The organism is Brevibacillus formosus (assembly GCF_003013405.1).
GTDB classification, from domain to species: Bacteria; Bacillota; Bacilli; order Brevibacillales; family Brevibacillaceae; genus Brevibacillus; species Brevibacillus formosus.
Genome location: NZ_PXZL01000009.1, coordinates 43580 through 57356 on the forward strand (window position 1 = coordinate 43580; position 13777 = coordinate 57356).

Annotated in this window: 13 protein-coding genes; 11 read left to right on the forward strand and 2 right to left on the reverse strand. The window is 43.5% G+C overall.

Annotated features, from left to right (window positions below; all coding sequences use genetic code 11):
* Window positions 1-26: 26 nt before the first annotated feature.
* Entirely contained in the window at window positions 27-524 is a 498-nt protein-coding gene (locus C7R91_RS09555) for a hypothetical protein (protein ID WP_047069333.1), read from the forward strand.
* An 88-nt stretch (window positions 525-612) separates the two neighbouring features.
* On the opposite strand, the gene C7R91_RS09560 is transcribed toward C7R91_RS09555, so the two are convergent.
* Window positions 613-1509 carry a LysR family transcriptional regulator gene (locus C7R91_RS09560; protein WP_047069334.1) on the reverse strand — a complete coding sequence of 299 codons (897 nt, stop codon included), beginning with the start codon at window positions 1507-1509 and terminating at the stop codon, window positions 613-615.
* A 127-nt stretch (window positions 1510-1636) separates the two neighbouring features.
* Here C7R91_RS09560 and C7R91_RS09565 point away from each other — a divergent pair, with 127 nt between their 5' ends.
* From C7R91_RS09565 to C7R91_RS09580, 4 genes are all read left to right on the forward strand, one after another.
* The gene (locus C7R91_RS09565) at window positions 1637-2320 is read left to right on the forward strand and encodes an MOSC domain-containing protein (RefSeq protein ID WP_047069335.1); all 684 of its coding nucleotides are present in this window, start codon (window positions 1637-1639) and stop codon (window positions 2318-2320) included.
* Window positions 2321-2434: 114 nt separating this feature from the next.
* Window positions 2435-3004 (forward strand): cupin domain-containing protein, encoded by a 570-nt coding sequence (locus tag C7R91_RS09570; RefSeq protein ID WP_047069336.1) that lies wholly within the window; start codon window positions 2435-2437, stop codon window positions 3002-3004.
* A gap of 152 nt (window positions 3005-3156) precedes the next feature.
* Window positions 3157-4977: a PAS domain S-box protein gene (locus C7R91_RS09575; protein WP_047069337.1), complete on the forward strand. Its 1821-nt coding sequence runs from the start codon at window positions 3157-3159 to the stop codon at window positions 4975-4977.
* 107 nt (window positions 4978-5084) lie between these two features.
* Window positions 5085-5717 (forward strand): YczE/YyaS/YitT family protein, encoded by a 633-nt coding sequence (locus C7R91_RS09580; RefSeq protein ID WP_047069338.1) that lies wholly within the window; start codon window positions 5085-5087, stop codon window positions 5715-5717.
* A gap of 43 nt (window positions 5718-5760) precedes the next feature.
* Here C7R91_RS09580 and C7R91_RS09585 read toward each other — a convergent pair whose 3' ends face one another.
* Window positions 5761-6960, reverse strand: a complete 1200-nt coding sequence (locus C7R91_RS09585) for an MFS transporter (protein WP_047069339.1) — start codon at window positions 6958-6960, stop codon at window positions 5761-5763.
* A gap of 335 nt (window positions 6961-7295) precedes the next feature.
* Here C7R91_RS09585 and C7R91_RS09590 point away from each other — a divergent pair, with 335 nt between their 5' ends.
* The 6 genes from C7R91_RS09590 to cntC are packed head-to-tail and all read left to right on the forward strand — an operon-like array spanning window position 7296 to window position 13773.
* Window positions 7296-8153 carry a histidine racemase CntK family protein gene (locus tag C7R91_RS09590; RefSeq protein WP_047069340.1) on the forward strand — a complete coding sequence of 286 codons (858 nt, stop codon included), beginning with the start codon at window positions 7296-7298 and terminating at the stop codon, window positions 8151-8153.
* Window positions 8150-8956 (forward strand): class I SAM-dependent methyltransferase, encoded by an 807-nt coding sequence (locus tag C7R91_RS09595; RefSeq protein WP_047069341.1) that lies wholly within the window; start codon window positions 8150-8152, stop codon window positions 8954-8956. Before C7R91_RS09590 ends, C7R91_RS09595 begins: the two co-directional genes overlap by 4 nt.
* Window positions 8957-8974: 18 nt before the next feature.
* Window positions 8975-10291, forward strand: a complete 1317-nt coding sequence (locus tag C7R91_RS09600) for an opine metallophore biosynthesis dehydrogenase (RefSeq protein WP_047069343.1) — start codon at window positions 8975-8977, stop codon at window positions 10289-10291.
* 24 nt (window positions 10292-10315) lie between these two features.
* On the forward strand, window positions 10316-11923 hold the full coding sequence (gene cntA / locus C7R91_RS09605) for a staphylopine-dependent metal ABC transporter substrate-binding lipoprotein (protein ID WP_047069344.1): 1608 nt from the start codon (window positions 10316-10318) through the stop codon (window positions 11921-11923).
* A 23-nt stretch (window positions 11924-11946) separates the two neighbouring features.
* On the forward strand, window positions 11947-12879 hold the full coding sequence (gene opp1B, locus C7R91_RS09610; protein ID WP_047069345.1) for a nickel/cobalt ABC transporter permease: 933 nt from the start codon (window positions 11947-11949) through the stop codon (window positions 12877-12879).
* Window positions 12880-13773 (forward strand): staphylopine uptake ABC transporter permease subunit CntC, encoded by an 894-nt coding sequence (gene cntC, locus C7R91_RS09615; protein WP_047069346.1) that lies wholly within the window; start codon window positions 12880-12882, stop codon window positions 13771-13773.
* Window positions 13774-13777 lie beyond the last annotated feature (4 nt).

Genomic DNA, 13777 nt, shown 5'->3' on the forward strand with positions numbered 1-13777 from the left:
AGTCATCCTTAACGGAGGTGCTTAAAGTGGGTAAGGCCCATAAATACATACATAGCAAAATCGAAATACGCCAAGATCAGATGAAGGGTTTTCAGCATCCCCAATATGTCATTACAATCAATGACATCACTTTGAATGACTATTTGAATCAAAATACTCGGAGTAGTTCTTTTGATTTATTAGTTCCACCTATCGAACTTTTTGATAATCGGGATCAGCAAAAAGTCCTTGAATTGCTTTCTTTTACAAATGTAGCTCTTCCTATTTTGGTTTGTTCGGATGACATGGATTTCTCTTGTATAGTTGTCGCCGCGAATGTAGAGGAGACGAAGGATTACATCATTTGGAAAACGTTCGGCTATGGCATGGACATGTCAAAACCGATCCATGTTCCGCCATTAACTTTCGAAAAAGACGTGTATAGAGAATTTGTTGAAGCGTTCAAAGGTTTTATTCAAAAGTACCTTGCGCATGAAGCATCCTTAAAAGAATGTCCTGACCATATTTCCTCCGGGAATGACTAAATAATGATAGAGAATACCTATCGAAATGATAAAAAGGATGCTATTGAACAATCATTCGCCTCGTCATAAACTGATCTTGACTCCCGCATCATCGACCTTCATCACGCTTTACCGAGGCAATCAATTGCTCCATAAAAACTCGGCTTGCTGCGCACAAATATTTGTTTTTCCGGTAAACGATACCGATTTGCGCCGTGATATCGGGCTGTTGGATCGGTATCGTGCGAATCCGTTTATCATCGAGATAGTCGAGGTAACCTTTCGAAAGTACCGTGACCCCGACACCTTGCCCGACCATATTTGTAATGGATTCCATTGTGGTCATTTCCAAAACAGGCTGTGGCGAGAAGCCTAGCTCCTGACACCTTTCATCAATCAACTGACGCAAAAAGTAGGTGTTGGGCAATAAAATGGAGGGGGTTTCTTTCAAAATCGCAAGGGAAACAAACGGTTCCTTCGCGAGCTGATGATCCACAGGCACTCCTAATGCCAGATTTTCCGTATAGAGCGGAATGGTTTCCAGGTCGTCGTGCTCCATAGGCAAAAAGACAATCCCCAAATCGAGTTCGTTTCTCAAAAGTCCTTCATAAATATCACCGGTTCTCAACCCGAAAACAGACAATTCAACCTTCGGATAACGCTGGTGAAACGCGATAACAGTAGGCGGGAGCAAGTAATTGACAACCGTCAGCAGTACGCCAATCTTTAATGCGCCTCTGCTTAAGCCTTGCAGTTCGCTAATCGCTGCACGTGCCTGTGACAACTCATGAAACACATGATAGCTATGGTGAAGCAATATTTTGCCTGCTTCTGTCATAACCGTTTTTTTGCCGATGCGATCAAACAAGGGCATGCCGATTTCATGCTCAAGCAGACGGATTTGCTGACTGAGTGAAGGCTGCGCAATGCCCAATTTCTCGGCTGCGCGGGTAAAATTCAACTCTTGGCACAATGCCATAAAGTACTCTAATTGCTTGAGCTCCAACGACCATCCCTCCAGCGATTCGTGATCTAACAATAGGTTTTTCCTATTATTATAAGATAAATCATTATGAAATGATATGAATGTAGTGTGCAATGCCCACTTCCATAAAAGAATGAGGTGATCGCTTGTGAATATCGAAATCCTTTCAATAAATGTAGGGAAACCCAAACAGGTACAGTATCAAAACAAAGAGGTTTCTACCGGCATTTACAAAACCCCGACCACAAAAGCTCTTTATTTATCCTTTTTGAACTTGGAGGGGGATGGACAGGCTGATCTTGTCCACCATGGAGGGAAGGAAAAGGCTGTATGCGTCTATCCCTATGAGCACTACCCATTTTGGGAGGCTGAATTACAGAGAGAGCTTCCAATCGGTGCATTCGGAGAAAATCTGACAATTCGGGGATTAATAGAAACGGATGTTTGTATCGGTGATACTTTTCAACTAGGGGAAGCGGTCGTACAAGTCAGTCAACCGAGACAGCCCTGTTACAAATTGTCTGTGAGATACGGTGTACCTGAAATGGTGCTGAAGGTACAGGAGACAGGCTATACCGGCTTCTATTTTCGCGTGTTGAAAGAAGGGCAGGTATCGCATTCAGATGTTCTGACAATGCTCTCGCGCCATCCAAAGGCAATAACGGTATCGTATGCAAACCGAATCATGCATCAAGAGAAAGACAATATCGATGGCATGAAAAAGCTGTTGGAAGTAGAGGAGCTGTCCACAAATTGGCGAGCGACCTTTACCAAACGATTATCCGGCGTGGAAATTGATACCCGTGAAAGGATGACTGGCAACCAATCATAGCTACAGCAACTGAATGGGAAGAACCATCTGAAATTGCTCTTCAGAATAGTTACCTGTCATCAGGTAGCCACATAGCCTAAAGGGTAAATCCTTTACACTGGAGAGGAGATAGGGATGTACAACAACTATTACCATTACTATCAAGGGTATTATCCCGTGCTTGCCGGCTGGAACAACAACCATTTTCGCTATGGTTGGAGTCCTCATGATTACAACTGGGGCCATGCAAATGGGAATCGATACTGGAATCGTTATCAGAATACCATCGAATTGAGAGATTATGGACCAAAGCCTTTTGTCGTGAATATTGAACAAGCCACAAAGCAAAACAACACATTCCGTACAGTATTATGGACAGGGAAGCACTTGCAGGTGACACTGATGAGTATAAATGTTGGAGACGACATCGGTTTAGAAAATCATCCGAATACGGATCAATTTATCCGAGTGGAAGAAGGTCAAGGACTTATTCGTATGGGGGATCGCAAAGATCATTTAGATTTTGAACGAAGAGTCAATGATGACGATGCCATCATGATCCCTGCGGGCACATGGCACAATTTTATCAATACGGGTAATACGCCGCTTAAAGTATATTCCATCTACGCGCCACCTCAGCATCCATTTGGCACCGTTCATGAGACGAAAGCCAGTGCCATGGCTTCTGAGGAAAGCACTCAATAAGAATCGAATCGATAGGAAAAGGTGCCAAACTATGCCGCTCCTCTTTAAGGGGCGGTATTTTTTAGTGGGATAGATATTTTCTCAAGGATATTTTCAACAAACATAGAATATTAACCTTATTCACAATCTTCGTTTAAGGAAGGTATAAGCCTATGGATAAAGAAGCTCAGCGAATCAACCTTAGACAAGAACAGATCAACATGAACGAGCTGCTTCAGTCATTGGTTGAAACGACTACGGACGCGATTTCAATCAGGGACATGCAGGGTAATATACTTTTTTTGAATAGTGCTTTTGAAAAAATCTACGGCTGGACATATCAAGACCTCCTGAAAGACCCGTACTGTCTCGTACCTGAAGATCTCATTCAAGAGACAAAGGAAATTTTCCACGAGATTAAATTTAAAGGAAAAAATATTACGGGCTATGAGACCGTGCGTCAACGAAAAAATGGTGAGATCGTTCAGGTTGGTCTAACCGCTTCTCCGTTAAAAGATACGGAAGGAAGGATCGTCGGAACTTCAGTCATCGCCAGAGATATAACGGACCGCAAAATGGCGGAAGAAGCACTCGTGAAAAGCGAGGCAAAGTACCGCATCCTCGTAGAAAATACGAGCGATGTTATTTGTCAATATGATGTACATATGAATAACCTTTTTGTATCTCCTTCTATCGAGCACCACTTGGGATACACACCGGAAGAATTCCTTGAAACGAATAGTTTTGATCACATTCACCCCGATGATGTTCATATCGTGAAAGATCTGCGTTCCTTAATTTCTATGCATCCCCAAAATGTTCAAATGGAGATCCGATTACGTCATAAAAATGGATCGTGGGTGTATTGGGAGTCGCGTTGTGTTCCGATCATGTCTGAGAGCAATGAGGTTGAAAGCTTTTTATTCGTTTCACGCAATATCACCGAGCGAAAACAATCCGAAGAAGCCTTGCGCAAGAGCGAGGAACAGTATCGATTTATTGCCGAACACACGGCAGACTTCATTTCCGTCATAGATAAATACGGTCACGTATCGTATAGTTCACCTTCTCATGTGAAGAAATTAGGTACGAGGCAAATTATTTTTGAAAACATACATCCTGAAGATGCAGCACTCGTCTGTGAGCGATTTTCCACTATGACTCAGTTCGATATCCCTATTTCATGTGAGTATCGATATAAACTAGAAAACGAGAAATGGATCTACCTCGAATCAAGAGGGATGCCGTTTTTTAGCTCAGATGGCGGAAATCAATACTTCATCAACATTACACGTGACATAACGGAGAGGAAGCAGAACGAAGAACTTCTTCGCAGAACAGAGAAGTTGTCCGTAATCGGTGAATTGGCTGCAAGTATCGCGCACGAAATAAGAAATCCGCTTACGGCATTGAAAGGCTTTATCCAATATTTGCGGCCAACACTATCAGGCGGCACCACGTATACAGACATAATGTTGTCCGAGCTAGATCGAATCAATTTTATCGTGAGTGAGCTACTTGTATTGGCCAAACCGCAAACGCTGAATGTGAAGCGAATTTTTTTACACCCTCTTATTGAAAGTGTGGTAAAGTTTCTCGAATCAGAAGCAAATCTAAACAACACGACGATCAACACAATATTCAGCCAAATACCGATAGCGATTAATGGAGAAGAAAATCAAGTAAAACAAGTCTTTATCAATATATTGAAGAATTCCCTGGATGCGATCACGGCAAATGGCATAATCAGCATAGAAACCACATGTCTACATAATAACCACGTCCTGATTCGCTTTACCGACAATGGATGTGGCATTTCCCAAGAGCTGCTGCCCAGGCTTGGCGAACCGTTTTATACCACGAAAGAGAAAGGAACAGGCTTAGGTTTACTGGTCAGCAATAAAATAATGAAAGATCATCAAGGAACCATAACCATCTCAAGTGAGATCAACAAGGGTACCATCGTGGAAATCATGTTTCCCATTTCGAAATAGGAAGGTGATCCTTATGAATTTGCAAATCGTTCTTGATAAGGTAGCATTCACCAAATCTCCACCTACAGGTACTGTAAAAGCTAGAATGATTAGAGGGGGAGAAAATCATGTGGAGGAAGTTCCTGTTTCATCCGCTTGCAGTTCGATACAGTGTGTTTATGATCGGACTGGCGGTCATGGCGTTTGGCATTGGCATGATGATTGAGGCTCATTTAGGTGTTGCACCGTGGGATACACTGCATATCGGATTACAGAAGACATTTGGGCTGACCATCGGAATATGGTCGCAAATCGTGGGAGCCATGATCATCCTCGCTTCCTACATCATTGGCAAGATCCGGCCTAACATAGGTATGTTTTTAAACATGTTTTTCTTCGGGCTGTTTATTGACTTATTCATGTGGCTGAACTGGATTCCTACAGGAGAGACCGTTGTGGAACGAGCTATTTTGTTCGTTGTTGGTCTGCTCATCTATACGATCGGTACAGGCATGTATATTTCACCGCGTTTGGGAGCTGGTCCACGTGACAGTTTTATGTTAGCTTTACATGAACGAATGGGATGGGGCATCGGTAAAGTCAGGATCGGTATCGAGTGCACGGTCATGGTGTTGGGCTTGTTGCTTGGCGGACCCGTTTCGGTGGGAACATTTGTGACGGCCCTTGCCATAGGACCGCTGATCAAGCAGTTTATTCCGATGTGGGAGCGAATGTTGGCAAAACCGTACGGAACAGCTTAGAGCAGAGTAAAAAGAAAAAGGGTGCTCAAATTGAGTACCCTTTTCAACTTTGTTGCAGCTTGCGTTCAGCCAGATAGGATGCGGTTCCTAAAATCAGACCCAGTCCTACGAGCACGGCACCGACCCATGGGAGGGAAGTAATATCAAGATGTGTAATAACCCATCCGCCAACGAAAGCGCCAGTCGCATTTCCTAGATTTCCGGCAGAATGACTGGAAGTGGAAGCAAGCGCTGGTGCATTCTGAGCGAGGTTCATCACACGTACTTGCAGCCCTGGAAATACAGCGAAAGATGCAGCGCCCCATAGAAAAATGGTCAATACGGCAGCTATAGGATTATACAGCGTAAATGTAAAGAGCGTCAGAATAATGCATATCGCTAAGTAAAGTCCGAGAATGGAAGGCATCAGTTTCCAATCTGCAAGCTTTCCGCCCACGATATTGCCGATGGTCACTCCACAGCCGAAGAGAACAAGAATCCACGTTACATGATACTCAGCAAAACCGGTAATTTGCGTCAGCAGTGGCGTAATATACGTAAATATGGTGAATAAACCTGCATTGCCCAGCGCTCCGATCAAGAGGTATAGAAGAAGCTTTGGTTTGAGAAGGGCAGTAATTTGCCCAGTGATACTCCCCGTATTTTCTTGCCGCATTTTTGGGACGAAAACGAGTATTCCGATCAGTGCTATTATTCCCATGATCGCAATAGAGCCAAATGAGGCTCGCCACCCCATGTGTTGACCGATGAAAGTCCCCAGAGGCACTCCAATAATATTAGCAATCGTCAGACCTGCCATCATAATGGAAACGGCTGCGGCACGTTTGTCAGGACTTACAAGACTGGAAGCTACAACAGCCCCAACCCCAAAGAATGTCCCGTGCGTCAAAGCGGTGATCAGGCGTGCTCCCATCAATATTTCGTAGTTGGGAGCAAAAACAGAGATTCCGTTCCCAAGAATAAATAGCATCATGAGGAGACAGAGTAGCTTCTTTTGGGGAATCCGGTGAGTGAGGACTGTCAGTATCGGTGCACCGACAGCTACCCCTAGAGCATACATGGTAATGAGTTGACCCGCAGAGGAGATACTAACATTCAAATCCTTTGCAACATTCGGCAAAAGCCCCATGATGACAAACTCCGTCATCCCAATAGCAAAAGAACCTACGGTAAGAGAGAGCAAAGAGATAGACGACTTTTCCTTGTTGGCCTGTTTCTTGGTAGTAGTTTGAGATAACTCCATGAAGTCAATACAACCTTTCTGTACGATAAAATCCCGTTTGTGGTGCGGGTAAAGATTACCTGTTCCACTTTGTTAAGTCAAGGTATTCTTCTTGTATATAGGGAAAAATCCTACTAGAAAATACTAGAACACATACCTGGAAGGGGGGCGACTTCGAGAAGAGGAATAAAGAACTACAAGTGTACAGTTGACAGACACCCAAATTGTGGTTATGATTTACTCGTTAATAATCGTAATCATTACGGTTTATTTTTTTAAGTTTTAAATCGTAATGATTACGTTTAATCCAAGGGAATTTGCTGTTCATCAAAAATTTGGTAAGAGGGTAGGTTGAGATGAAACGGGAAATCGATTTTATAAAGTTTAATCCCACACAAAATATGACCATTCTTGTGAAAAACAATCATCCAGCTGAAGAGTATACGCACATCGCGTCAAAAATTATGTCCTACGCTAGTGTTCATGCTGAACAAGTGGGTTTTATCGAAAAACCGAATAAAAATGGAGCAGCGGCAAATCTGCAAATGGCTGGGGGTGAGTTTTGCGGCAATGCATGCATGGCATTAGCGTCGCTTATCGCGCATGAAAATGGTCTACAGCATGATGATTTGACCGAAATTGTTTTGGAAGCTTCGGGAATAGATCACTTCGTTGTTTGTCAAGTAAAAAGAATCAAAGATGAATATTTCTGCCAGGTTTCGATGCCTCTTCCCAAAAAGATCGAGCAGCAATCAATCAACTATGATGGCGACGAAATAAACATGGTGATTGTGAGATATGAAGATTTCTTTCACATCGTGATTGAAGTAGATCGGGTCAATGAGGCGGTAAGAAAACGTGTACAATCTTTAGCCAAGCTGCTTGGAGTAACTGGAGGGGTGAGTTTAATCGGGGTGCTATTGTATCAGCCAGCCTCGAATGAACTGGCTCCACTTATCTTCGTTCCGTCATTAGATAGCATGATCTGGGAAAGCGGCTGTGGGTCAGGTACTGCTTCACTTGGAGCCTATCTGGCTTGGAAAAAACAAGGCGATATCGCTGCTTCCATCAGACAACCCGGAGGCACGATTCATGTAACGGCGGATTGGCAAAGAGAAGAAGTAAAAAGTCTCAAAATTGAGGGTGCAGTCGGAATCGTGGCACGAGGCAAAGCATTCATCGAGATTCAAGATAGCAAGGGGAGAACGGAATGAATAGACCAGAACAGTTGCATCAACACTTGACTGCATTTCTAGAAAGGTTCACCCATTTAGCAGATCGATATGACGGTACCATCCAACACAGCTCGGAGTTAGAGAGGATCATCGATGAGTATTCTACTTTCATAACGGACGAAAGAAACAAAGAAGTCTGGGAGCAGCTAGAACAGCCAATCGTAAACCAATTGAACCAGCTTGTGGAGAGTGTAAGGAAATCGTCGGCGATTTGCGTTGCGATTATGGAGAAATATCGTGCGTTGAAGCTGCTAAAAGGGATTGCCGATAAGACCGACTACTTTCAAAACATAGAATCTTGTATTGAAGAAGAATTTGGGAGTTTTCAAGTTACTGTTGATTCAAAGGTGTTGATGGTAGGTTCAGGTTCCTTTCCCATGACGCCATTGTTGATTGCGAAGCGGACAGGAGCGGAAGTAGTGGGGATCGACATTGATGAAGAGGCCATCAAACTAGGGCGGAGTGTTGTAGAAAGGCTGGGAAGTGGATTGTCTATCCGCTTGGAGAAAGAGTTTGTGGAACGACTTGATATGACGAAGGATGCAACCCATATCATCTTTAGTTCAACGGTTGCAAATAAGTATGACCTGTTAGAACAATTGCATCCATTAACAAATGACCAAGTGATCGTGGCGATGCGATACGGCAATCAAATGAAATCCCTTTTTAACTACCCCATGAGAGAGGTAGATGAGCGGAAATGGAGGCTGATTGAAACCATCTTGCGTCCCGACCATGTGTTTGATATCGCGTTGTATAAAAAAGCATCGGCTGCATGTTGATCTTAAAAGGAGGTTTCTATGGGTGATATGAAACGAATCTTGCTATTGGGAACAGGTCCTGCTTCCATTCAAATGGCTGTCATGCTTAAAAAACATTGGAATTGCTGTGTTGGGATCGTTGGGCGCGAGTCTGTTCGTTCCAAATCATTCTTTACTGCACTTAAGCAAAGCAATCTGCAAATTCGCGCAGATGTTCAAAATGAGAAGCATCAAAAGATGGAAGGCGAATGCCAAATTGATCATGTATTCCATGGGTATGGGAACGTTACAGGGGAATGGGATACCTTCATATTATCTGTCACAACAGATGCTTATACTGAGGTTTTACAACAAATAAATGATCAGGTTTTACAACAAATAAAGTGCATCGTTTTGGTTTCTCCAACCTTTGGTTCCAATAGTTTACTACGCCATTATGTAAACAAGGTTCATTCGAATGCGGAGATTATCAGTTTTTCTACATACCTTGGCGATACACGCTGGTTCCATGATAAGCCATCAAATCGAGTGATTACGACAGGGGTTAAGAAAAAGCTTTACATCGGCTCGACGCGCTCTCCTTCCCCGAATGTAAAAATACTTTGTGAGTTATTTGAGCAATTAGGTATTAATTTGGAAGTCATGGACTCTCCGCTCGAGGCGGAAACGAGAAACATATCACTATACGTGCATCCGCCACTGTTTATGAATGCTTTCTCCCTTCGTGTGATATTTGGAGAGGAACCAATCAAAAAGTACGTATACAAAATGTTTCCAGAGGGCCCCATTACGCAAGATCTCATACGCGATATGCTGGCTCAATGGAAAGAGATTACCAAAGTGGTGGAAAAGCTCAATATAAAAGGGCTCAATTTGCTAAAGTTCATGACGGATGACAACTATCCGGTGAGACTGGAAAGTCTATCACGTGATGATATCGAAAACTTCGTTCATTATGAAACGATTCATCAAGAGTATTTATTGTTCATTCGGTATACCTCACTGTTGATTGATCCTTTTTCAGAGCCAGATTCAGACGGAAGATACTTCGATTTTTCTGCTGTCCCCATCCGGAAACTGTTTATCAATAGGGAAGGGTATTGGGATATCCCGCGCATGCCAAAGGAAGATTACTATCGGATAAAAATCATACAGGGCATTGCAAGATACATAGATATCAGCTGCCCGACGATCGATAGATTCATTGAAACGTACGAAAGTAAAATTTTGGAGGCCGCGCGAACACGTAAGGGCGAACAGTTATCGGATGCGTTCGTTGTGCAAAGCTTTGCGGAAGATTTGAAGATGATATGCAGTGAGATCGATACGGGTATTGGATCAAAGAAACCATACTAACACGCATTTTCTGGAGGAAATGGCATGACAAGAAATATGGGATTTTTATTAAAGACTTTCATGGTCTCCATCGTTCTGTTGGTGGGCTGCAGTAACGGTGATACGGAAAAAACAAAGTCAGCCGATACAGGGAAAGAGATCGTGTATGCCACTTCGAAAGATATTAACGATATGAACCCGCATTTTTATTCCGGCTCCATGCCAGCTCAAGGGATGGTGTACGAATCGCTGGTAGAAAATACGGAAGAGGGGATCAAACCTTCGTTGGCTGAATCTTGGGAAGTTTCCGAAGACGGAAAAGTGTACACGTTTCATTTGAGAAAAAACGTGACGTTCCACGATGGAGAGCTGTTCAATGCGGAAGCAGTGAAAAAGAATATCGAAGCGGTGCAAAGCAATGCAAGCAAGCATTCCTGGATCAAGTTATCAACAAAGATCGTGGCCTGCAATGTACTCGATGAATATACGGTTGAACTGGTCTTATCCGAACCGTATTACCCGACGCTGGTTGAATTGTCGATGACAAGACCTTATGTATTCATCTCGCCAAAAAATTTTGTGAACGGGGGAACCAAAGATGGCGTTAATGGTTATAACGGAACTGGTCCCTATAAGCTCACTGAGCATAAAGTCGATCAGTATGCCGTTTTTGAAGCAAATGAAAATTATTGGGGCGGCGCGCCTAAAGTGAAGAAAATCACAGCAAAAGTACTTCCCGCAGGAGAAACTACTTTCTTGGCACTCCAAAAGGGAGAAGTCAACTTTGTATTTACGGATGATCGAGGCGCTAATAGTCTCGATGTAGAAGCCATGAATCAATTTGTTGAATCAGGTGAACACCAAATGATTCAGAGTCAACCAATGAATACAGGCATAGTTGTCGCTAATAGCAGCAAATCCGAGAGCCCTGTACATGAAAAGGCTGTGCGCGAAGCGTTTTGGCATGCGATTGACAGAGAGACCATCAGTAAACAAATATTTGAAGGTACGGAACAAGCAGCCTATACCCTTTTCTCGTCGAATGTCAATTACGCCAACGTGGAATTAGAAAAGCGGGGATACGATTTGGAAAAAGCGAAGAAGATTTTGGAGGAGGCAGGCTGGGTAATCGGGAATGCGGGCGAATTCAGAACGAAAAACGGAAAGCCATTAGCCATGAAGCTTTATTATGATGTAAATTCGTCCACTCAAAAAACGCAGGCTGAATTGATTCAAAATACGGTAAAAAGGATTGGGGTCCAACTGGAGATTATTGGCGAGGAGTCTTCTTCGATTGCGAACAGAAGGTCTACAGGTGACTATGACCTGCTCTTCAATCAAACGTGGGGACTTGCGTATGATCCGCAGAGCACAATCGCTGCTTTTACTTCCAAGTCTTCCTATTACCATACGACAAGAGGCATCGCGCAAGCTGATGAGCTCTATAAAAAAATTGAAGACGTCATGGTGTCGACTAATGAAGAACATAGAAAATCACTATATGCTGATATTTTGACCATTGTCCATAAGGAAGCTGTATTTATTCCGATTACGAATGGAAGAGTCACGATCTTGGCTCCCAAAAACCTGCAGGGTATCTCGTTTAAGCAAACGCAATTCGAGCTTCCATTTGAGCGGATGTACTTTGAATAAATACGCAAAAAAGGAGCTTGCTTATGGGTAGCTATATCATCAAAAGGTTAATGCTATCGATTCCTTTGGTCCTGATCATATCGTTTGTAACGTTTGCCTTCATTCATCTATCTCCCATGGATCCTGCCGAAGTGGTACTGCATTCGCAAGGCATCCCCACAATAACGGATGAGTTACTTGCGCAAACCAGAGCGAAACTTGGGATGGACCAACCCTTTTTGACTCGGTACCTTAACTGGGTTGCTTCATGCTTGCAGTTAGATTTTGGAGATTCATATATAACGGGAAAACCCGTGTGGTCTATGCTAGGACCAGCCTTTCTCCATACAGTAAAGCTGACGTTGATTTCGTCATTTGCCATAGTTGCGCTGTCCATCGTATTGGGAGTGGCATGCGCATTGAACGCAGGCAAATGGGTGGACAAATCAGTCAGAGGCGTTTCGTTTTTCCTGACATCGATGCCGTCCTATTGGCTCGCTGCTCTGCTGATCTGGTATTTTTCCGTCAAGCTGGATTTGCTTCCGACAAGCGGAATGGAGTCATACAAAAGCTATATATTGCCCGTTGTTGTGATTACAATCAGCTATGCTGGCATCTATTTTCGAATCATCAGAAGTTCCATGTTAAGCAACATGAATGAAGACTATGTTCTCTACGCAAGGGCATGCGGTTTACCGGAGAAGAAGATCACGATGCACATTCTTAGAAATTCATTGCAGGTGGCCATTTCCGTATTTTGCATGGCGATTCCCATTATTTTGGGAAGCACAGTCGTCGTGGAAAACATCTTTGCTTGGCCGGGACTCGGAACGCTAAGCGTCAAATCCATATTAAGCAGGGATTTTCCAATCATTCAAGCCTATGTTCTTGTGTTGGCAGTCGTCTTTATCCTGTTCAACACCGTTTCCGACATCATCAATGCCGCATTGAAACCCAAAATAAGGGATGGTCTCTAGATGAAGCGATTACAAAATGTGTGGAAAGACAAGGTTGCTGTCCTATCCTTATCCATTATCACGGTTACAACTATGGCTGGGATATTTGCGCCTTTCGTTGCACCGCATGATCCCGCAGAAGTACATATGGAGCTTCGATTTGCATCCGCATCATGGGAGTATCTCTTGGGCAACGACCACCTAGGGCGATGCGTTTTATCCAGACTCATTTACGCTATTCGTCCCAGCATGCTATGGGTCTTTGTTGCACTGCTCCTATCTGTATTCATTGGGTCAATTGTAGGGGTTCTTGCGGGTTACTTTCGTGGAAAAACAGATGCCTTCTTGATGCGCGTTTGCGATGTGGTCCTTTCTTTTCCTGGATATGTCATGATCCTGGCGATCATCGGCATTTTGGGAGTAGGTTTTGAAAATTTGATCATCGCCTTTGTATTGATGAAATGGGCGTGGTTTGCTCGAATCATCAGAACGTCAGTCATGCAATATACGGAATCCGACTATGTAAAATTCGCAAAGGCAATCGGATCGAGCAATATGGCAATTATGATCAGGCACATTGTTCCGGTTGCATTGCCCGACATTGCTGTCATTTCAAGCAGCTCCTTCGGTTCGATGATTTTGCAAATATCGGGATTTTCTTTCCTCGGTTTAGGCATACAAGCACCGGAAGCAGAGTGGGGCATGATGCTGAATGAAGCGAGAGACGTCATGTTTTCACGCCCGGAATTCATGCTAGCTCCCGGTTTGACCATTGTAATCGTCGTTTCGGCCATTAACTATTTGTCTGATGCGCTTCAAGTAGCTTTAGATCCCAAATTGATGACTTCTACCTATAAGCAGCAAGGATTAGAAGCTGCTTCTACCGTGAAGCTTGAGGGAAAGGGGGTGGCATAACTGG